The sequence below is a fragment of the Candidatus Dependentiae bacterium genome (genome assembly GCA_026389065.1).
GTDB lineage: Bacteria > Babelota > Babeliae > Babelales > Chromulinivoraceae > JACPFN01.
The window spans coordinates 53,105-74,439 of the sequence record JAPLIP010000036.1; the positions used below are offsets into that span (position 1 = coordinate 53,105).

The following is a 21,335-nucleotide window of genomic DNA, read 5'->3' on the forward strand; positions in this document are numbered from 1 at the left end:
GACGTTTTTTATAGAAAAAGAGTAACAAGCTCCTATCTCATTGTCAAGAAAGAAATAAAGTCATTATTTCCTATTTAAACAAAAAAGCGGTAGCTAGCTATTTTCCCATTATAAAGTTTTTTATTTTTTCAAAAGAAGTACTGTTTTGCTGCAGTTCTTGCGTTGATGCGGTTTCAATAATCTTACCATCTTTCATCAGATGTATTGTGCTTGAAAGTGATTCAAGAAGTCCAATATCATGCGTTGCAATAACAATCATAATTTTTTGTTGCGCAAGCTGCGTAATTATTTGAGCTACTTCACTTGTTAGCTTTGGGTCGAGCGCAGAAGTTGGTTCATCAAGACATAGGACTTTAGGGTTCATGCAAAGAGCTCTTGCAATTGCGACACGTTGTTTTTGTCCGCCAGAAAGCGAAACAGGGTAGTTTTTAGCTTTTGATAAAACATTAAATTGATCTAGTAGCGCGCGAGTTATTTTTTGTGCTTCTTGTTCTGTTTTTAGCGCAACTTTCATGAGAGGCAAAATTAAATTTTGCTCAATGGTCATGTGAGAAAACAAATTAAAGTCCTGAAAAACCATACCAACTTTTTTGAAATCAAGAGATTTTCCGTCGAGCTCCATACTCCCGTTGTCAATTGTTTCTAGGTTGCTAAGTACTCTGAGCATTGTTGATTTTCCAACACCAGACTGTCCGAGTAGGGCAACTATTTCTCCCGGCTTTACGCAAAAAGAAATGTCGTCAATTACTTTTTTATCATGAAATTTTTTTGTAATATTTTTAACGACTAGCATGTTTGTTTAACCTTTTTTCAAGCATAGAAATTAATAAACTAACTATGGTTGTTATGCTTAAATAACAAAGACCTATGATTAAATAAACGGCTGGATAATCATATGTTTGACTCATGACAATGTCGCCTTGTTTTGTTAATTCATAAACTCCGATGATGGAGGCAAGGCTAGAGTCTTTGACCAGCGTTACAAATTCGTTTCCAAGAGCAGGAAGAACATTTCTTAATGCTTGTGGCAAGACTATGAGTGAAATGATTTGCCCTTGGCTAAATCCAAGCACTTTTGCAGCTTCGATTTGACCCTTGCCAACAGATTTAATTCCAGATAAAACAATTTGACTAACGTAGGCTCCACTATTTAGCCCAATGGAAAAAATTGCAGAATATAAAGCAGAAATTTGAAAGCCGGCATAAATTAATAGAAAATATGTTGCAGTAATTTGAATAAGCATCGGTGTGCCACGAATAATTGTTACATATAATGTTACAAAAAAACGAAGGACCTTAGAAGATCCAGCAAGAATAATTCCAGCCACCGTACCAAATAAAGTGCCTAAGCAGCAGCTTAAAAAGGCGATGCGAAGGGACATTGTAAGCCCGTTAAAAAATAGTGGCCCATACTCTTTAAGTATTTCTAGATCAATCATTAAAATTCCCATTTTTGTTTTAAAGATTCTAACGTTCCATCATCGCTTATTGATTTAAGCGCTATGTTTATTTCATTTAAGAGCTGTGTGTTTTGTTTATTTATGGCAAAAGCGCAATCTTCACCAGTTCCAGCTATTTCTTTTGTTGCAAATTGATCTGCATGAGAATTGTTTTGTAAAAATGTTTTTACTGGGCTTTGTGCACAGACAAAAGCATCAACGCTTCCAGAATCTAGAGCCATAAAGCACTTTGCGGGTGAATCTAATTTAATAAGATTGACTCCTGGTACCGTTGACATGTGCATATCTGCAACATATCCAAGGTTGACGGCAACGGTTTTGCCAATCAAATCTTTGATGCTTGTTGGTTCGAAGTGTGATTTTTTTGTTAAAATAACAAGTGGCGCGCCATGCAAATACTGTTGGGTAAAAGATACAACGCGAGCTCGGCGCTGTGTTGGACTCATGCCTGAGGCAATCATGTCAACATCGTTTGTTAAAAGTCCAAAGATGAGAGCAGAAAACGGCATGTCTTTTATTTTAAGTTTTTTACCAAGTCTGTTCGCTATTTCAGTGACGACGTCTATGTCAAATCCAATAATTGCGCCGGTTTTTACGTCGATAAATTCATAAAGTGGATAGTCTGCGCTTGTTCCAACTATTAAAACAGATTGGTCTTTTGGGGTAGGTGTAGACGATGCTATCCATTTAAAAATGTATGCAAAGATCAGGCAGGAAAAAATGATAATAATAATTCTTGATATCTTCATAAAAAGTAGCCTAACAAAATATTTTTTTAAATAAAACAATGATCAAAAAATTTCGTCAATCACTTGTTTAATTGGGCGAACCATTAATGGATCTTGCATTGCTTCATAAAAACTTTCATCATAAGTTCTGGTTTCAATAACCATTGGCATAGTGATTGCGTGACCAATGAGCAAAGCCTGTTTTTTAGTGTCAAGTGATCCAAGAACAGCTCGTAGCGTTGTAGCGTTTGGCGCACCATTTAAAACAGCTTGAATGTCTTTTTCGTCGCTGAGCTGAGCAACTACTTTTGTTCCAATTTGTGATAATACCTCAGCATCAATTCCAGATGGTCGCTGATCAATAATGAGCAAAGTTACATAATATTTTCGCATTTCTCGAGCAATAGTTCCAAAAATTGTTTGGCTTGCGGCGATTGGATTTAAAAATTTATGAGCTTCTTCGATTACAATCATAAGTTTTTCTGGCTCGTCATGGGCTTTTTGGGTGCCTAGATAATGCTCTGTTTTTTTTACATATTCATGGTGAATTCTTCGAGTGATAATGTTTGCCATGAGCAAATAACAAAAAGTAGAGGTAAAATTTCCAAACTCAAAAATTACATGTGTTCCCTTTGCAAGGTATTCAAGCAATCGGTCAATGACGGACTCGCTTCTTGGTAATTTTTTTACAAAGAATGGTAATTTTTCAATGCGTTTTAATTTTCGATAAAGCGCTGCTATCGATTCAGGATGAGCTCCAGTTTGTGATGCAAATTCTTTTGCATCGTGCCCTTGTTCTAAAAGTGCAAGCAACCACTCCTTTCCAAATTTATTATGAATTAAGTATGCAGCTTCAAGTGCTGTACTATGCAAATTAAGCTCTGCTTGAAGTGACAAAACATCTTCAACGCGAATATCTTCGTAGGAAAGTTGTACGACGACGTCAGGGCTTGCGCCGCGCCGCATGGTTGCAGCAGGGTCCAAAGAAAAAATTGCGACTTTTGATGGAAATAAAGATTTTAATCCCTTAACAAATTTCGCATCAGATTCTTGCCTTGCCTGAAGTCCATACTCATTGTGCATATCAAAAACAAGTATTGTGGCAGCTTGTCTTTTTATGAGTCCTGCTAAAAGCAGTCGGGTTAAAAATGTTTTTCCTGTTCCGCTTTTTCCAAAGACTCCACTACTTCTTTCAGCAAGTTTTTCTAGATCTATGCAAACAGGAGCATTCATATCAAGTGGGCTGCCCATGTTGAAATATTTTTTTGTTTTTTCTGCTTCAGATCCAAAAATGGCAGCTACGTCGCGCTCGGTTGCTTCATGAACTGATGCAAAATGTTGCGGCACTGTTTTAACCGGAAGAGTTCGTCCTTGCTTGTTTAAAGTAATCATTGGTTTTACTTGCGCTGTTGCATAAATGCTTTTCTTTTTTAAAAAATCTCGCAAAAATCCTTCGCTTTCGCTTGGAGGATATAGCAAAATATCAGGGTGCGTCACTTGCAGCGTAAGATTTGTGATCATAGAAAAAAAAGTATATTCATTGCCAGCGATAGCGACAAATTTACCAGCTTTAACTTCTTCAATGTTTGCTTCCTGCGAAACTCGCATGACAAAACCATCAGTTAAAGATCCTTCTATTATATAGCCAAGCGGTTTGTTCATAGATCGATAGGTAATAAAATTTTTACCCCTGTTCTTGTCACATGTGCAACACCTTGAACAATCATCATAGATTCAGTTTGACCGCTTTTTAGTTGGTATAAGAGTTCATATCCAGAAGATAGCTCGATAATCATTGGAGCGTGGCCTTCTTGAATAACCATGTTTCCAGTTGGGGTGTTGAACTCTGCCCAATTAATTTCAAGCTCGTTTGTTCTTTGTGTCGTAATAATATGTAGTTTCATAATTATAAACTTTTTGCCTTTTGGTAAACTTCTTCAAGGCTTCCAACCATATAAAAAGCTTGTTCTGGAATAGCATCGCACTCACCATTTACAAGTTTTTCAAAGTCTTGAAGAGTTTGAGCGAGCGGTATGTATTTTCCAGGCATTCCGGTGGTAAATTCTGCGGTAAACATTGGTTGTGTTAAAAATTTTTGAATACGCTTTGCGCGACGAACAATAACTTTATCTTTATCTGAAAGCTCATCAATACCAAGAACGGCGATAATGTCTTGTAATTCTTTATATCGTTGTAAAATTGATTCTACTTGGCGAGCGATATTATAATGTTTTTCGCCAACAATGTGTGGCGATAGTCCTTTTGATGTTGATGCAAGTGGATCAACTGCTGGATATAGTCCAAGCTCTACAAGCTTTCTAGATAGAACGGTGTTTGCATCAAGGTGCATAAATGTTGTAGCTGGCGCCGGATCAGTAATATCATCAGCAGGAACATAAACGGCTTGAACAGATGTAATGGCACCGTTTATAGTGTTTGCTACACGCTCTTGAAACATTCCCATTTCAGAAGCAAGTGTTGGCTGGTAACCAACCGCAGAAGGGATTCGCTCAAGAAGTGATGAGATTTCAGCACCTGCTTGAACAAATCTAAAAATATTATCAACGAAAAGTAAAACGTCTTTTTTTTCTACATCTCTAAAGTATTCTGCCATGGTTAGACCAGTCATTCCAACGCGAAGTCTTGCTCCTGGAAGCTCTCCCATTTGGGCAAAAACAAGAGCTGTTTTATCAAGTACTCCTGATTTTTTCATTTCAATCCACAGCTCGTTGCCTTCGCGGCTTCGTTCGCCAATGCCAGCAAAAACAGAAACTCCATGGTGCTCTTTTGCAATATTTCTAATTAGTTCTGTTACTAAAACTGTTTTGCCAACTCCAGCTCCACCAAAAAGTCCAATTTTTGAACCTTTGATGTATGGACACATTAAGTCGATAACCTTAATTCCAGTTTCTAAGATTTCGTTTTCAATTTTTTGTTCAATGAATGCAGGAGCTTCTCTGTGAATTGACCAGCGTTTTTCACATTTAACTGGCCCAAGGCCATCGATAGTATCACCAAGAACGTTAAACATTCTACCAAGAACTTGTGGCCCGACCGGAACGGATATTGGCGCGCCAGTGTCATAAACCGGAAGACTGCGACTAATTCCTTGTACGTTTTCAATTGCTATGCAACGAACAATATCGTCACCAAGTTGCAATGAAACTTCTAAGCGAGCTCGATGAGCTTTTTTTCCAGATTCAGCAGGAATATCTATATAAAGCTCTGAATTAATTTTTGGGGTTTTTCCTTGTGGAAATTGCACGTCGATTACAGTTCCAGTAATCTTTACAATTTTACCAATAAATTCTTTTGAGCAATGTTTATCTGACGCCTGATGTAACATCTTAAATTCCTTAAATTTTTGGCAAAGAAAAAGTCTTTATAGCAAGGTAAGGAAAAAGCAGTTATTTGTAAAGTTTAATAACCTCTACGGTTGCGGTTGTACTGTTCTTTCTCAAGAAACAAAAGAGACCTGTTTAATTTTTCTGCTTGTATATGCTTAACTTTGTCTTCAATTTGTTGACTACTTAAGCCTTCCACTTCTGGCTGGCTAAAAGATTCTAGTATGTTAATTATGCTTTTGTTTTTAATTTTGACAATGTCTGGAGTGCTGGGAGCTTGTATGTGGTCATGCATTTCTCTAAGCATTACTTCTAATTTTGTTAAGCCTTCTATTCCTTCATTTTCATTAATAGGCGGGGTTGTATCTAAGCTTGTAAGCTCTAGCTCACATTCAGATACAAATTTCGCACAAGATAAAAGTATCTTTTCTTGTTGTCTTTGAAAAGTGCTTATTCTTGAAGCCTCTGTTGTTTCTTTACACCACTTCTCTATTATTGCTGAGACTTCCTGGGCATTCATTCCAAGAGCAGGCGCTGATGCAAAATTAATGAGCGATGCGATAACTAAGAATTTACTTTTTTTCATTTATAGATACCCCTAAAGTATTTTTATTTGGTTTAAGAAATTGATTTAATTTTACAATTAAATCTAGATAGTTTTTAAACTAATCAAATATAATTATAGATTATTTGTTTCTATTTGTAAAACTACGAGCTGGTTTTGGCACTTATTCATTTTACTCACCGATATGGTATACTGACTGTGTGAAAATCATTGCTACAGAAAGAAAAGTTATCATTTTGGGGAAGAATTTTTATGAAAAAAATATATTTATTGTTCTTAGTTTTTTTTACTCAAAAAACGACTATATCTTCCGAAGGACCATTGTTTTCAGGTCTTTTGTCAAGATGTATAAAAAGCATTGAAGATGGCGATAAACGAAGCAGTAGGATCGTATCTCTATCTCTTAATGCTTTTAATCATCTACATCACGAGAAAAATTCAATTAATGATTTTTTTGCAGATAAAAATATTCAAGATTTATTTTTGTTAAGCCATTCTGGCAAAGATAGTAATTTTTTATCGGTTGATAAATTTGAGAGTCAAAGAGACTTTGACATTGCTATTTTGAACGCTCAAAAATTAATGTTAGCTCGTTTGTACATTCAGTTTTTTAGCGAATATATTAAAAAAGCTGAATCAATCTTACAAGAAATTTCTGTGGCAAAAGAGTATTGGAAAAAAGAGTTGTTTTGTGAGTCGTTGCCATGGACAAGAAAAAATATTACTCGCTGGTCAACTAAAAAATCATACCAAAATTTTCTTGCCGGTCGCATACAGGTTTTACAGAAAGCAGAAGATGAGCTGTCTTCAGTTCTTGGCCTTGCGCTTCATGGGCATTATCAAATTTCAAAAATAAATTCGATAGATAATATTTCCGCCGGTCTTTCCAGCGGCGCATTGCCGATGTACCATCAGTTTAATGTTCCATTTTTAGAAATTGAAAGCAATCACGTTGATGTTTACAGGCTTTTTAAGGATGCTTGGTGGTTTGTCCAAATTGCAAATGAGGACGCAGAAAGGTTTCAGACCATTATTGATGAACATAAAAAACCACACCATTTCGCACGACATAAGGTAGCATATTCTGTTATTGCTGGATCAATAATTATGGCAATGTGTGCTTATAAAAAATATAAAGAACATGTGCCATTTTACAAGAAAAAAAGCAAAGAGGTGTTTGATAATTTTATTCAAGAGTACATTGTCGATGCGGCAGCGGCTGGCAAGAAATTCTTTTGGGATCAAGATAGGAAGGTGGTAAGAAAGATTAATAAGATGGATCCTCTTCCTACGAATGATATCACCTTTCCTCATTTAAGCCCAAAGGATCAGCTTCCGACAGTGGATAATAAAGTAGCTACAGTTGCAGGATTTATTCCTGTTCGCAGCCAGAATGATTTAAATGAACATCAAAAAGTTATTAATCAAAATATTCAGTCAGGAATTAAGGATTATAATAATGTTATCGATTCTGTTAATCGAGCGCTTGAAGAATACAAAGAAATTAAGCAGACCATAAATCAAAACAAAGAGGAGGCTGTCCTCGTTGCTAATAATCTTTTTGAGGTTGTTAATCAAAATTCTCGGGCGACGTTGTTTATGGTTGCCGTACTTCCTACGGTTGGTGTTGGTTATTTAGGTTGTCGCACTATAAATGTTGGATACAATAGATTTATTAAGCATGATACTTGGTATAAACCAATGAGAAACTTGGTACGATCAATTGATATTATTTTAAATAAAACCATAACGACACAAGAGCGATCATTTAGCCAAGACGGAAAGCTCCATATTTTAATTATTCAATTAAGGTCTTATGTTTATTGCTTGTCTAACGAAGAGCTGTTCTTGTTTCAAGATGATATTTCTCAGCTTCTCTCATTTGATTTAAGCTATGAGCAAAAGCATAAAGTTCTTGAGCGAATGCATAGAACTTATGAGTTTTTAAAATAACTAAGCAATAACTTTTAAAAGTTTGTTTTCGAGGGTCATCATTTTTTTAAACTCATCATCTTCTATGTGATCATGCCCCAGAAGATGGCAAATAGCATGCACAAGCATGCGATCCATTCGAGCATCAAAGTCACCATCTAGATTGTGTTTATTTTCAAACACATATGAAACAGCAATGATAATATCACCGAGGTTTTTATCTTCATCGGATAAAATCTTGATTTTTTTACCAGCCTTTAGCTCGGTGTGGTAAGGAAAGGATAGCACGTCAGTTGCTTTGTCTTTATTTCGAAAATCTTTATTGTATTTTTGAATTGTCTTTTCTGTCGTTAGTAAAATACCTAAGTCAAAATCATTGTATCCAAGATGCGTTAGAATTTTCTGAGCTTTGGCATGGTACTGCTTAACGTCGAAAGATATTTTTTTTTGGCTGTTTCTTATTTTTATCATAGGTAAAAGCTGCTTTTTAAGGTGTTATAAATATATTTGGAGCTCTACTAATATTATTTTTTCCACCTTGTTTCCTGTGGCTTGACCACAGAAAATAAGTAAAAGAAGCTTAAGTTTGCTAATTTTTGTTAATATAATAGGAAATTATTTTAATAATATATTCTTAATTTTAAAGCCATCGATTGAAGAGTCAAACAAAAAATTTAGCCGTCAAATAAAAACCGCCCGATATTAAAATCGAGCGGTGTTTTTAATAGATCTTTTTTTATAAAAGAATTAAAAATTTTTAAGCTTCTTCTTGATCGTTAGCAGATCTAAGGCTTAGCATTCCTCTACCATTTTTATTGATAAAGTCTTTTACTTCGTCAGAAACTTCTACAGATCCTTGAGCAAGGCTTAATAAAGCTTCTTTTGCTTCTTGGAAGATGTCCATATCTTCTTCTTTTGATGCAACAATAGAAAGAGAAAGAACAAATGAAGGAATATATTCTTCTATTTCGCTTAGGCTATCGACTGCTTGAGCTGATGTATCATCAATATCGTCACTTTGAGCGTTAGCTTCTTGAGAAGCTGATAATTCTTCATTTTCAGAACTATTTTCATCTGTCATTTCTTCATCAGAAATTTCTTCAGATGCAATTTGCTCAGGCGCTTCGACGGGTGATACCTCATCAGTTTGCTCAATTTCTTCAGATGTTTGATCAGGATTTTCATCTAAAGCTTCTGTTGATTGAGAAATAGCTTCAGGCTGAGTTGCTTGAGCCAGAGCATCTTGTATTAATTGAGAATCAATTAGTGACTCCATAACATCAGTTGCTATTTGCAGTGTTGACTGATTAGAGAAAACAGCCAATTGAATATCTTGAAGCAATGATAAAAATGTTTGGAAAAGCAAGCCTTTGTCGCTTTTTTGAACTGTATTAAGAATGTTTTGTGAAAGGTTGTTGAACTCTTCTAAATCAGATGCGTTTTTTGGTTGAACTTGAAACTCAACCGTATAGGTTCTTGGAACAAATGTTGTTGACTCCTCAGCGTGAGTAAAAGCAAAAAAGCTAATCGCTGAAAATAATAATATTTTGTTTGTCATTTTGATCCCTTAAAAGAGTTTTTTGTTTTTGAAGATATCTAAAGAATATGCCAAAGCATTGAGTTAGTCAATGCTTTGGCAATTAAAAGCTGTCGTTTTATTTTGTAATATTTATATGAGCTTTCCAGCTGTCTTGCTCTTGAACAAGTGCTGTTTCTTGGTCTGTTGTGCAAAACACTATTTTTGTTGCTTTGCAAACGCCCTTTAAGGTGTTTTCTTGTTGCTTTAAAACGGCTTGGTTTTGATCTGTTGCGCCATAAATTGTTATTGAGGAAAGCTCTGCCTTAAGGGACAGCTGAGCTGTTGTTTTTAATTTTCTGACATGCGAAATTACATTTAAAATTAAAGACATGCTTTGTTGGTTGTCGTTGTTAATATTTTGAGCTTCTGGCAACTGTGTCAAATGAATAGAATTCATTGCAGATGTATCATGCTTTAACAAAATATTTTGATATAAATACTCTGTGATGTGTGGCAAGTATGGGCTATAAAGCTGTAGAATAATTAAGCCTGTTTCGCGAAGTGTCCATAAAGTTGCCTGAACTTCTTTTTGCGAGTAATTTTCAGGATTAAATAGTTGATCCTTAACTATTTCTAAATAATTATCACAAAAATCGTTCCAAAAAACTTTTTCAATTGATTGCAGCGCAAGGCTAAATTCATGTTTTTTAAAGTGATCATGATATTCTTTGAGGCAAGTTTGTAGTTGGTCTATCATCCACTCATTTACTACACCAAGGTCTTGAGGCTTCTGCTTGGGAAGAGTTTTTCCATCGATGTGCATGTGTACAAATTTTAAAGCATTCCAAAGTTTTGTTAAAAGTTTTTGCCCAATCATTATTTGTTCTGGAGAAAAGGCAATATCTTGACCAAGGGTTCCAGAAGCCGTCCAAAAACGAATAGCATCAGGAGCATACTGTAATAATAGTTTTTCTGGGTCTGTTGGGGCGTTGTCTTTTGACTTTGATATTTTTTCTTTATTTTCGCTTAAAACATATCCTGAAATAACGATGTCGTTCCAAGGCATCTGTTTTTGATGCATCCATGTTTTTACAATGGTATAAAAAGCCCATGTTCGAATAATATCGTGTGCTTGTGGTCGCATGCTCATAGGAATAAAGTCTGAGTCGCTTGATATTGAATCGTTACTTTTATCATAAAGTTGTTTGCAGATGTATGGAGTTAAAGATGAGGTGTTCCAGGTGTCCATCACATCTTTTTCTGCGCGAATATTTAAGCTTGAGCATTTTGTGCATGGTTTGCCATAGCAAGTTTGCTGAGGATCTAATGGCAAATCTTTTATTTCAGCCAAAAGTATTTCTCCGCAGTCATTGCAGTACCAAACTGGAAATGGAATTCCAAACACTCTTTGACGGGAAATACACCAGTCCCATGAAAGATTTTTAACCCAATCAACAAATCTAGATTTCATATGTTTTGGATACCAGTTTATTTCATCAGCAACTGCTAAAAATTCGTTTGAATTTTGAACTACTTTAATAAACCATTGTGGTAAAATTGCATACTCAATTACATGCTTGCAGCGCTCATGAATGCTTACCGTGTTTTCAATCTGTTTTTGGTTTAAAAGAAGATTGTTTTCTTTTAGTATCTCAATAATTTTTTTACGAGCATCGCTTACATTTAGTCCAGCAAGTTGACCAGTGCTTGCAACAAATTTTCCATTAAAATCAATTGATGGATTATGTGGAAGCTTATGTTTTTTGTACCATTCAATGTCGGTTTTATCACCAAAAGTACAAACCATTACCAGCCCGGATCCTTTTTCTATCAGAACGGTTTCGTCTGCAAGGAGTGGAACAGTTTGACTAAAGATGGGAACAATTGCTTGTTTGCCGGTTAAGTTTTGATACCGCTTATCGTCTGGATGAAAAAGAACCGCAACGCATGATGGTAAAAGTTCAGGGCGTGTTGTTGCGATAGTAAGTGGCTCGTTGGTATCAGCTGTTTGAAATTGAATATCGTTAAACATGGTTGTTTGTGACATATCATCAAGTTCTGCTTGAGCAACGGTTGTGCGACACTGTGTGCAAAACAATGCTGGTTCATTTTTGATGTAGGCATAATCTTTTTTTACCAAGCCAATAAAAGATTCTTGTGCTATTTTTTGCACATCTTTTGAGATAGTTGAGTAGGTATGCTCAAGCTCTGCAGAAAGTCCAATTGCACGCCATAGGTCTACAAATTTAATTTTCATTTCTTCGGTTGTTGAAAGGCAAAGCTCAATGAACTTTTCTCTGCCAATCTTTGAAGCATTCGTGTTGTGTTTTTTTTCTACAAAACGCTCTGTTGCCAGTCCATTACAATCGAAGCCAAAAGGATAAAAGACATTGTGACCAGTCATTCTTTTGTACCGAGCGATGATGTCTGTTTGTGTGTATGAAAAAATATGACCGATATGCAGGGATCCTGAGACTGTTGGAGGGGGGGTATCAATTGTAAATTTTTTAAAGTTTGGATTTTTATGTCGATAAGTTTGATTTGTTTGCCAAAGCTGTCTTATTTGATCGTCGCATTGTTGATGATTGTATCGATTTTCCATTTTGATTTCTTTCTTGTATTTAAGCTTATTTTTAAAGGTACGCTAAATCTGCAAGCAGGTCAAAAAAGGTACGGATAATTTTTTTGTGATCTGCTTGCCGTCATGGTATCTTGTAAAAGAGATGAAAAGAGGCAAAACATATTACGTTAAGGATGTTTAAACATGATGAGATTAGAACTTATTCAAGGCATGCAGATTATAATTATTTCGTTGATGTCATACATACCAACGGTGACCATAACTGGTTGGTTTGAAGCATGGGTGGCAAAAAAATCTGGTGACGATGTCCCAGAGCAGTTTGGTTTTTTAACGCTAGATCCAATGGCTCACTTTAATTTGGTCGGTTTTGGTTTTTTGCTTGTTGGTCAGCTGTTTGGAAATTATCTACCATTCTTTAAAGATATTCCAGGCTGGGGTCGGTACATGCCATTAAATCCATCAGAGCATTCACGAGGTAATGTTGTTTTACAGTTCCTCGCTCGGTCGATTGCTCATTTTATTTTAATTATTTTTGCATTTTTCTCATTTGTTTTTATTTCTAAGAATTATGAACTTTTGGGTATTTCTGCAAATTCATCACTTTTTGAATCTGTGCGGGATGTTTTAATTTTTTTCTACAGACAAAATTTTATCTTGTTCATAATTTACTTTGTTATTGGCCTCTTTCGTTCAATTTTGTTTTTTTATTTTCCAAGCTTTCACATGTTAACAACCCAACAAATGATTAAGGCGTTTGTCCTACTTCTTCTTTTTGTATCGATAGGCTCACCGATTGTAGAGTTTTTACTTGCAAACATGATGGGCTTTTTAAATCATTTGTTTATGGCTAAGTAAAAAGGATAAAATATGAATGAAATTGAAAAATCATTAAAAATTATTACATCTGGAATAGCGCAATGTGTGCCACATGCAGATTTAGTCAAAAAACTAGAGTCTGGTAAAAAATTACAAATTAAACTGGGCATGGACCCAACAGCGCCAGACTTACACCTTGGTCATGCAGTGGTTCTAAAAAAAATGAAACAGTTTCAAGACCTTGGGCACAATGTGATTTTTTTAATTGGGGATTACACCGCAAGAATTGGTGACCCAACAGGAAAATCAAAGACTCGCCCTCCGCTAACAGAAGAGCAAATCATAAAAAATTCACAAACTTATTTTGCTCAGGTTGGTAAAATTTTAGATTTGGACAAGTTAACGATAGCCTATAATTCTACCTGGCTTTCTAAATTAACTTTTGCTGATGTCATTTCTCTTTGCAGCAAAGTTACGGTTGCAAGACTTATTGAGCGAGATGATTTTGCAAAAAGACTTTCGCAAAATATTCCAGTTTCTATGCATGAACTTTTATATCCGATTATGCAGGCTTATGATTCTGTAGATCTTAGAGCTGACGTTGAATTGGGTGGCACAGACCAAACATTTAATTTGCTGTGTGGCAGATTTCTACAAGAGCAAATGAATCAAGAGCCACAAGTGGTAATTACTGTGCCGCTTTTAGAAGGTCTTGATGGTGTTGAAAAAATGTCAAAATCTTTGGGTAATGCTATTGGCCTTTTTGATGAACCATCTGACGCCTACGGAAAATTAATGTCGATTGGTGATAGCTTAGTTTTTAGATATTATTTGCTTTTGCTTGATAGAACAGAAGCTCAAATTCAAGAGATGAAAGATAAAGTCGTTGCAGGCAGCTTGCATCCAATGGATTTAAAAAAATCTATGGCTCACGAGTTGGTTGCAACTTTTTGGTCGCCTTCTCAGGCTGATTTGGCCCAAAAACAGTTTGAAGCGTTGTTTCAGCAAAAAGATTTATCCCAGGCAACTCAGGTAGAAATTTCTGATGAGTTTAAAAAAGCTCCGGTCTGGATTGTAAAAATTTTGCAAGAATTAGGCGCGCTAACTAGTTCATCTGAAGGCAAAAGATTAATAGAATCTGGCGCTGTGCTTGTTGATGACTCTGTGATTAAAGATTTTAAAACAGAAACCCAAATAGTTTCTGGAATGATTATTAAAGTTGGCAAACATAAGATATATAAAATTAAGTAGGTTTGTGAATTTTCACAAACCTACTTAATTTTTTGACTGGTTAGTTGTTTGGGATAGTCATTTTCCACCTACATCCTTTTTTAAATTAATACTTACGTGTGTGGCTACCCGCCACAGGGGCCAAAGCGCTCTTGGCGGCGCTTTGGAATCCGCCATATAAGTGGGACACCCACTTATATATCACCCGACGCCCATAAGGTTTTTTTTCGCCTTATTTGTTACGCAGAGCTTCACACGGCTAGAAACAAAAACGACCGAAGGGCTTGTTTGGACAAAAACTCTTTTTTTTACAACTGTTTTCTACGTTTAACGTTACGGTGCAAAGATGGTAATCTTTGCCTAGTTAGTTAAGCATTCGAATTAATTCTATGCCCCTTCAATACCAAGGCCTCGCACGAAAGCTTCGCCGGGCAGGCATTTTTACTGCGTAAAAAACCATAGTCCGCAAAAGCTGCAAGCGTCGGCTAGATCACCATGGGCGGAAGTTTTATTAAATTTGTTTTCAAAGCATTTTTAGCAAAGCTGAGAGGCAATGAGCCGGCAGGCGAAGACTCGAATTTTGCGTCGGGTGATATCTAAGCGGGTGTCCCGCTTGGATGCATGATTCCAAAGCATGTGCACCCATGCTTTGGGGCCTACACGGCCTGAGTGTAAAGCGTAAGTAATTAATTTAAATAAACATCTAGGTGGCAGGAGACCAGAATTTAAAATAAATCCATTTTATCAATATCTTTCCATGGAATGAAATGGGCACCGTTTCCACCAAAAAACTGATTTCCTGCGTACACAACATAGGAGGCTTCCACTGGCTTGCCCGTGATAACAGGCCACTGATCAATGCCAGAAGAAAAGTTTTTTTGCATGGTCACGCTTGCTTTTATTTCAACGGGGATTTGCACCGCATATGATTTTTCGATGATGCAATCAATTTCTTGTCCTTGGGCAGTGCGCCAAAAATACAGTGGCGGGATTACAGCTTGATTAAAATATGTTTTTGATAATTCCATAATAATCATTGATTTAAAAAGTGAGCCGCGATATTCGTGAATAAAAAGATCTTTTGCAGATTTAATTCCAAGCAGATGGCATGCTAAACCAATGTCTACAAAATAAAGCTTTGGTGATTTGATTAACCGTTTTAAAAAATTATTATAAAAAGGATAGATAAGCTTGATGATATAACTTGCTTCGAGTACTGAGAGCCATGCTTTAGCTGTTTTTTGATCAATATCACAGTCTCTGGCAAGCTCAGCGAAATTAATAATGTTTCCAATTCTTGCAGCGCAAAGTTTCATAAATTTTTGAAAAGCAACAAGATTAGATATTTGCAAAACATTTCGAACATCACGCTCAACATAAGTGGCAACATAAGTCATATAAAAAAAACTTAAATCGGAGATCTCTTTTTCATAGGTTCTTGGATAAAAGCCTTTTTGCATTTGTTCTTCGGCAAGTGAACTTTCCAGGCCAGCCTGTTTTAATTCTTGAATGCTTAGCGGTAGCAAAGTAAACAAAGCAACTCTGCCAGCTAAAGATTGTGTAATTTTTTCATAGAGTAAAAAGTTTTGAGATCCGGTTAAAATAAAAAAACCGTCTTTTTTTTCACGGTCAACAATTCCTTGGATGTATGAAAAAAGCTCTGGAACTTCTTGAGCCTCGTCAATAATCAAGCCATGCATATTTCCATGGGTTGCAAGAAAGCCTCTTGGATCAGATTGTACCTTTGCCTTGAAATCAAGATCTTCCATGGTTACATATAAATGATTGGGAAATAGCTGCTTGACCAGAGTGGTTTTGCCAGATTGTCTTGGCCCAGTGATTGCAACGACTGGATACTGCTTTGAGAATTCTAAAACCTTAGAAGAAATGGTTCTTTTGATAAACATAGACCTCCTTTATAAAACAGGCTTTGTAAAAAATGGAATCTAATTCCAGATTTTACACCGCAGTAGAGTCTTGTCAAACTTGATCGATGTTTTTAGTTGTGTTGAAGCCATAAAAAAAAGAGAAAGAGAGGAAGTTTTATTTTCCTCTCTTTCTCTTAAGCTTTAAAGCTTGTAAGCTTCATTACTTTTTTAATTGACTAGATGCAATTAAGCATTAAGTACTGCTTGAGCGTCAGCATAAGCTGCAGACAATCTGCTCGCGCCAGCTTGCATTGTAGCTGCTGCATCATATGCCGCTGCTGCAATGCTAGCAAGGTCAGCTGGTTGTGTGTAAAAACTTAATCCAGCTACACCATTTTGTCCATGAGTAGTAACAGCAGCCATTGTAGCTCCACCGCCTTTGCCACTCTTCTTATTTAGTACTGGAGATACTACGCCACCTCTAGCAAATATATCTGTTGAGCAAGCTGCTAAAATAGCAATGCTCAATAATATTTGTTTTTTCATTTTTAATTCCTTTTTTAAATTAAAATTTCATTAATTAAAATGCAATTTCAAATTTACCCCATACCAACCACTGGTTGATAGCACTGTTGTTTGGGTTAAATTCGTATGATCCACCGATTGAGAATTGTGGCTGATAGTCACATTCCCAAGCATAACCAACTGTTGCATAAGGAGTCTGTGTTAGCACAGGAGCTGAAGAAGCTGAATCAAGATTGATTTGCTCTTCACCAATTGCAAATCGTTCATAATTAGTATCAGCAAGCAACAAGTTGTTGATTGGCATAAGAGCTGTTGGTGTTAATGTAAATGCTGGAGTTGCAACAGCAACTTGCGCAACAGCAACACGTGTTAAGCTGTCTACAACATTGTAACAAGATGTTTGAGCATCATTGTATATTGTTCTGTTGTTGTTTAGACCAACACCACCTAGGTATGATGAATCTGCAAAAGCAGGAGCAGCTCCCCAATCACAAGAAAGAGAAACACATTCTTTATGTTTTGCTAAAATGTTCCAACCAAGTTCAGCTCTAAAGTGTTCGCCACGGATATTTAAAGCTTGGTTTACACGTAATTGGAATCCAGGTTTTACATACATGTCTGTTGTAAATACGTTGATACCAGGAGTGTATGTACGAATTGCATTACCAGCTGGAAGGTCTGCAACAGCAGCAGCTTGCGCTGCTATAGTTGCTGGAGACAATACGTTTGCAGCAGCTAGGGCAGTTGTGTAAGCATCTTTATTTGCCCAAACCATCATATAACGTGACCATTCGTTGTTTTTAAGATCGAATGAACGCATTTGAGTGTTTCTAAACAAGTAACGAGCATCCATATCTAAACGGTATGAAGCTTGGTAATCTTCTTCATCTGAAAGAAGAATTTCTGTTACAGAACCACTAAATAGTCCAGCGTGTCCACCGTTACCAACAACAGCTTGTGCTAATTGGCAAGCATTTGGTTTGTTACCTGTAGGGATTACAACACCAAGTGACCAGTTAGTTGAAGCACAATCACCACAGAACCATTGGTATCCAAGTGAAAGTTCGATATCAGCTAAACGAGTGATTTTGTTACATCCGCTAATTTTGCCATATCTCCAAGCATCTTGAGCGAAAGCTTCTGCTACAGTTGTAGGAGGAGTTGCAACTTCTACGCCATGAACAGTGTTTCCAGCGTCAGTTGAGTTAGGGAATCCTGAACCAAGGTATGCTGATGCAAGGCTTGGAACTGGAGTTGATGTTGCGACACCATTTGGATCATAAACTGTTGTGTTTAGTCCTTGGTTTGTTGCGTTTAGAGAAGTTGTAAAGTCGTTCAATGCTCCTAGAGCTTCACCACTTGGATTTGCTGTTCCAAAAAGAGCTGGGCTTGTTGTTGCATTCATTTCTACAGCATCAGTTTCAACGTTTTCATTTAAGCAAAGCTTTGAACGTACGTTTTGTACCGCTGTTGAAATGCAACCATAGAATCCTGATTTATCATCAGAGAATTGGTAGCGAAGAGCAAAACCAGCACCTACGTGAGCATATGAATACACAGGAGCTATAGTTGATTTGAAAGCAGGAGATGAAATAAGTCCTGTTCCAATAGAAGCTGTTGTGTTAGGTGCAAAAACAGTTCCTGAACCACGAGGCTCAAATAGAGCAGCATAAGTTATACCAAAGTTCCAAGGAAGTATTTTGCTTGAATTTTTGTTGCTATCCATCCAGTAAGTTGCAGGGTCTAAATAAAGACCTGAAATACTTGGCTGTGTTCCTGCAACAACTGCAGAACCACCAGAAAAGTAATCTGTTCCAGCTACGCCAGGAACTTGCACTTCTCCTACAGATTCTGCTGCGTTGTTAGCAAAGATTAATGGATTTACAATGCTACCATCGAAAGTCAATGTTTCATGACCGTATGGTAAGAAGTATTGAGCAGAGCGTCTTCCAGCTGTGCTTTTACCACCAAAAACTACAACTTCAAAATTACCGTGTTTATCTTCAACACTTAAGTCGTGTAGGTAATTTGAGTTGAACATAGATGCAAGTTCAGGAGATGCGTTTTGGAAGTGTGGTGTAACACTTAAAAATGTTTTACCATGGTAGCCATCACAGCTGTTATCACAGCTCGTTGATGCTGCACATGTTGTGTTACATGAATTGCTACATGTTGTTTTAGCTGAACTAGTTGAAAAAGCATTGCTTGAAAAAAGCATGCCAATTAGGGTAAGCAAGAAAACTTGTTTTTTCATAGTCTCCTCAATCTGTTTTTTTAATTTTAGGATACATTACGATACTATCTTTTTTCGGCCGAGTTTTTTTGCACTCCTCCTTTCAAGGTTTGTTCAAGAAATTTTTATAACTATAATATATTTCTGTTTTACATATTTAGAGTTCATCAGAAGTTCTAACAATTTTTTTTAGGGTAAGTCAACTTTTTCATGGATATTTTATTTTGAGTGGTTTTTAGGGTATGATGAACAGATCAAAGTTTTGTTTTTGTAAAAGGAAAAACTATGTTTTCAAAAGTTAAGGGAGTTGCGGATAATTTTTTTGAAATGCCATACACTTCCGGCGTCAAAAAAAAGATCGAAGCGCATCTTAAAAGGTACAACTTTTCAGAAATTGATCTTCCAATTTTAGAATATGTTTCATTGTTTCAACGTGGCCTTGGATATGAAACAGATGTGGTGAGCAAACAAATGTTTATCATTTCGCCAAAAGGGGACAAGCAAGACGACGAGCTGATTTGCTTGCGTCCCGAAGGAACCGCTGGAACGATACGAGCATTTTTGCAAGAGCAGTCAAATGTGGTGACACCGTGTAAAGTTTTTTCATATGGTCCAATGTTTCGATACGAGCGCCCACAAAAAGGACGACTTAGAGAATTTCATCAAATGAATATGGAAATGATTGGGGCCGCTTCTATTTTATATGATGCACACCTTATTAAGATGCTTCATAATCTTTTTGACCAAGAATTAAAAATAGAATCATTTGTTTTAAAGTTAAATTTTTTAGGGCAGCTTGAAGATCGCAAGGCTTTTTGCTTGGCTTTAGTTTCTTTTTTAACACCGCAAATGTCTGAGCTGTGCGGCGACTGTCAAATAAGAATAAAGACAAATCCTTTGCGAGTTCTCGATTGCAAATCTCAGGATTGTCAAAAATTATTTCAATTGGCTCCAAAGCTTTCAGATTTTTTCTCAGAGTCAACTCGCACTGAGTGGCAAGAGCTTCAAGATACACTTCATGAGTTATCAGTTACTTTTGTAATCGATAATAATTTAGTGCGCGGATTAGATTATTATAATAAAACAGTTTTTGAATTTGTTTCTGTCAACCTTGGCGCGCAAAGTGCATTTTGTGCTGGAGGGCGTTACGACGGTCTGGCTATGCAGCTTGGCAGCAAGGTAGAAGTTCCTGCATTTGGATGTGCTATTGGAATGGAACGTTTGCTTATGATCTTAGAATCTCAAAAAGATCAGCTCTTAGAAAAGCAACTTTCTTTAGCGTGCATTATTCCTTTAACAGAGTCTGAAAATAAAGTAGCTTTACACTTGGCAGATTTTTTACAGTCACATGGCAAAGCCGTTGATCTACTTTTAGATAATCAAAAAACACAAAACAAAATGAAAAAAGCAAATCAGCTTAAAGCTCAATATGTTTTAATTATTGGGGCAGACGAAAAAAATAATAATACTGTTACGGTAAAAAATATGATTACAGGTGTTCAAGAAGTTTGCCTTCAAAGTGAAGTCCACTTAAAGGTTTGATTACTTTGATAAAGTAACAAATCTTTTTTTGTTTTGATTGTTTTGATGATTTGTTAGATTTAAATTATCAAGTCCTTTTCCACCTTGCGTGTTTCAATTTTCAATTTAATCTTTTCTGTTGCTATGGCCGCAACATGGCCCTTAAGTGCGGTGGCGCACTTAAGAAACGCCATCTAAGCCGTCCTCCGCTTAGATGCATGATTCCAAAGCATGCGCACTCATGCTTTCGGGCCTGAGCGGCCAGAGCTCAATACGTAAATATTAAATTAGATAAAGATGTAGGTTGAAGGAGACTGTATGAAAAAATAATGTTTGATATTTCTATCTAACCAGAATTTTAATTAATTCATCTTTAAATAAAAAGAAAAAATAGGTAGTCATAATCACGGCATCGAATCGATCAAGAAACCCACCATGGCCAGGTAAAGCATGGCCAGAATCTTTTATGCCAGCCCTACGCTTTAAAAATGATTCGAAAATGTCACCAACAAATGCTTGCAAGCAGGTAATAAAAACAAACAAAAAGATAAAAGAAAAAGAAAGTGAAAGACCATCGCTGCGCGCAGCAAAATAAAATGTTATCAATGCTCCTATAAATCCACCGATGCAGCCTTCAACTGTTTTTCCAGGGCTGATGCTCGGTATGATTTTATGAGCACCCAGCAGCTTTCCTGTGATGTAGGCTGTTCCGTCAAAGGCAAAAACAATAACAAAAAGATAATAAACCAGTGTGCGATAATCTGGATCATTGTTCATGTAGATTAAAAGTATAAATGGCAAAATTGGATACCATGGGGTTATAAACCAAAACCAAAAGTCACGAATCTTAAAAAGGTTGTCCCACTCAGTTAAAAGAATGATGCTTAAAATTCCAAAAAGCAGAATTGAAAAAGCAACTGGTGGAAGATAAAAAAATACAAACCAAAAACCTGTGCCAATTATGCTGGCTGTTATAAATCGTTTTGTTGGATTGCTTAGTGTAAACATAAAAA

At 36.4% G+C, this 21,335-nt stretch carries 18 protein-coding genes; 4 read left to right on the plus strand and 14 right to left on the minus strand.

All coding sequences use genetic code 11. From position 1 onward, the window contains the following. Nucleotides 1-97: 97 nt before the first annotated feature. The 7 genes from NTU89_02335 to NTU89_02365 all read right to left on the minus strand — a co-directional run bounded on the left by NTU89_02335 (nucleotide 98) and on the right by NTU89_02365 (nucleotide 6,118). Nucleotides 98-793, minus strand: coding sequence for an ATP-binding cassette domain-containing protein (locus NTU89_02335; GenBank protein MCX5923383.1), 696 nt, complete (start codon nucleotides 791-793; stop codon nucleotides 98-100). Further along, nucleotides 780-1,439 carry an amino acid ABC transporter permease gene (locus NTU89_02340; protein ID MCX5923384.1) on the minus strand — a complete coding sequence of 220 codons (660 nt, stop codon included), beginning with the start codon at nucleotides 1,437-1,439 and terminating at the stop codon, nucleotides 780-782. Before NTU89_02340 ends, NTU89_02335 begins: the two co-directional genes overlap by 14 nt. Then, nucleotides 1,439-2,209 carry an ABC transporter substrate-binding protein gene (locus NTU89_02345; protein MCX5923385.1) on the minus strand — a complete coding sequence of 257 codons (771 nt, stop codon included), beginning with the start codon at nucleotides 2,207-2,209 and terminating at the stop codon, nucleotides 1,439-1,441. The genes NTU89_02340 and NTU89_02345 overlap by 1 nt, the downstream gene beginning before the upstream one ends. A gap of 42 nt (nucleotides 2,210-2,251) precedes the next feature. After that, nucleotides 2,252-3,850, minus strand: a complete 1,599-nt coding sequence (locus NTU89_02350) for a DUF87 domain-containing protein (GenBank protein ID MCX5923386.1) — start codon at nucleotides 3,848-3,850, stop codon at nucleotides 2,252-2,254. Continuing rightward, a complete protein-coding gene (locus NTU89_02355; GenBank protein MCX5923387.1) occupies nucleotides 3,847-4,092 on the minus strand; it encodes a hypothetical protein in 246 nt (81 codons plus the stop codon). The genes NTU89_02350 and NTU89_02355 overlap by 4 nt, the downstream gene beginning before the upstream one ends. A gap of 2 nt (nucleotides 4,093-4,094) precedes the next feature. Next, nucleotides 4,095-5,534 carry a F0F1 ATP synthase subunit beta gene (atpD, locus tag NTU89_02360; GenBank protein MCX5923388.1) on the minus strand — a complete coding sequence of 480 codons (1,440 nt, stop codon included), beginning with the start codon at nucleotides 5,532-5,534 and terminating at the stop codon, nucleotides 4,095-4,097. A gap of 74 nt (nucleotides 5,535-5,608) precedes the next feature. Next, nucleotides 5,609-6,118 carry a hypothetical protein gene (locus NTU89_02365; protein ID MCX5923389.1) on the minus strand — a complete coding sequence of 170 codons (510 nt, stop codon included), beginning with the start codon at nucleotides 6,116-6,118 and terminating at the stop codon, nucleotides 5,609-5,611. A 231-nt stretch (nucleotides 6,119-6,349) separates the two neighbouring features. On the opposite strand from NTU89_02365, the gene NTU89_02370 reads away from it, so the two are divergent. Then, complete coding sequence (locus tag NTU89_02370) at nucleotides 6,350-8,050, plus strand: hypothetical protein (protein ID MCX5923390.1); 1,701 nt, start codon at nucleotides 6,350-6,352, stop codon at nucleotides 8,048-8,050. Here the strand turns inward: NTU89_02370 and ybeY are convergent, their stop codons facing one another. The 3 genes from ybeY to NTU89_02385 form a co-directional block, all read right to left on the minus strand. Next, the gene (ybeY, locus tag NTU89_02375) at nucleotides 8,051-8,500 is read right to left on the minus strand and encodes an rRNA maturation RNase YbeY (protein MCX5923391.1); all 450 of its coding nucleotides are present in this window, start codon (nucleotides 8,498-8,500) and stop codon (nucleotides 8,051-8,053) included. A 286-nt stretch (nucleotides 8,501-8,786) separates the two neighbouring features. Continuing rightward, nucleotides 8,787-9,587: a hypothetical protein gene (locus tag NTU89_02380; protein MCX5923392.1), complete on the minus strand. Its 801-nt coding sequence runs from the start codon at nucleotides 9,585-9,587 to the stop codon at nucleotides 8,787-8,789. A 97-nt stretch (nucleotides 9,588-9,684) separates the two neighbouring features. After that, nucleotides 9,685-12,150 (minus strand): valine--tRNA ligase, encoded by a 2,466-nt coding sequence (locus tag NTU89_02385; GenBank protein ID MCX5923393.1) that lies wholly within the window; start codon nucleotides 12,148-12,150, stop codon nucleotides 9,685-9,687. A gap of 162 nt (nucleotides 12,151-12,312) precedes the next feature. Here NTU89_02385 and NTU89_02390 point away from each other — a divergent pair, with 162 nt between their 5' ends. Together NTU89_02390 and tyrS are read left to right on the plus strand one after the other, a co-directional pair. Further along, nucleotides 12,313-12,984: a hypothetical protein gene (locus NTU89_02390; GenBank protein MCX5923394.1), complete on the plus strand. Its 672-nt coding sequence runs from the start codon at nucleotides 12,313-12,315 to the stop codon at nucleotides 12,982-12,984. Between the two features lie 12 nt (nucleotides 12,985-12,996). Continuing rightward, nucleotides 12,997-14,196: a tyrosine--tRNA ligase gene (gene tyrS, locus NTU89_02395; GenBank protein ID MCX5923395.1), complete on the plus strand. Its 1,200-nt coding sequence runs from the start codon at nucleotides 12,997-12,999 to the stop codon at nucleotides 14,194-14,196. A gap of 704 nt (nucleotides 14,197-14,900) precedes the next feature. Here tyrS and NTU89_02400 read toward each other — a convergent pair. The 3 genes from NTU89_02400 to NTU89_02410 all read right to left on the minus strand — a co-directional run bounded on the left by NTU89_02400 (nucleotide 14,901) and on the right by NTU89_02410 (nucleotide 18,822). Continuing rightward, nucleotides 14,901-16,082 (minus strand): ATP-binding protein, encoded by a 1,182-nt coding sequence (locus NTU89_02400; protein ID MCX5923396.1) that lies wholly within the window; start codon nucleotides 16,080-16,082, stop codon nucleotides 14,901-14,903. A gap of 207 nt (nucleotides 16,083-16,289) precedes the next feature. After that, nucleotides 16,290-16,589 (minus strand): hypothetical protein, encoded by a 300-nt coding sequence (locus tag NTU89_02405; GenBank protein ID MCX5923397.1) that lies wholly within the window; start codon nucleotides 16,587-16,589, stop codon nucleotides 16,290-16,292. 34 nt (nucleotides 16,590-16,623) lie between these two features. Continuing rightward, nucleotides 16,624-18,822, minus strand: coding sequence for a hypothetical protein (locus NTU89_02410; GenBank protein ID MCX5923398.1), 2,199 nt, complete (start codon nucleotides 18,820-18,822; stop codon nucleotides 16,624-16,626). Nucleotides 18,823-19,086: 264 nt separating this feature from the next. On the opposite strand from NTU89_02410, the gene hisS reads away from it, so the two are divergent. After that, nucleotides 19,087-20,343, plus strand: a complete 1,257-nt coding sequence (gene hisS, locus NTU89_02415) for a histidine--tRNA ligase (protein ID MCX5923399.1) — start codon at nucleotides 19,087-19,089, stop codon at nucleotides 20,341-20,343. 321 nt (nucleotides 20,344-20,664) lie between these two features. Here the strand turns inward: hisS and NTU89_02420 are convergent, their stop codons facing one another. After that, nucleotides 20,665-21,330, minus strand: coding sequence for a phosphatidate cytidylyltransferase (locus NTU89_02420; GenBank protein MCX5923400.1), 666 nt, complete (start codon nucleotides 21,328-21,330; stop codon nucleotides 20,665-20,667). Nucleotides 21,331-21,335 lie beyond the last annotated feature (5 nt).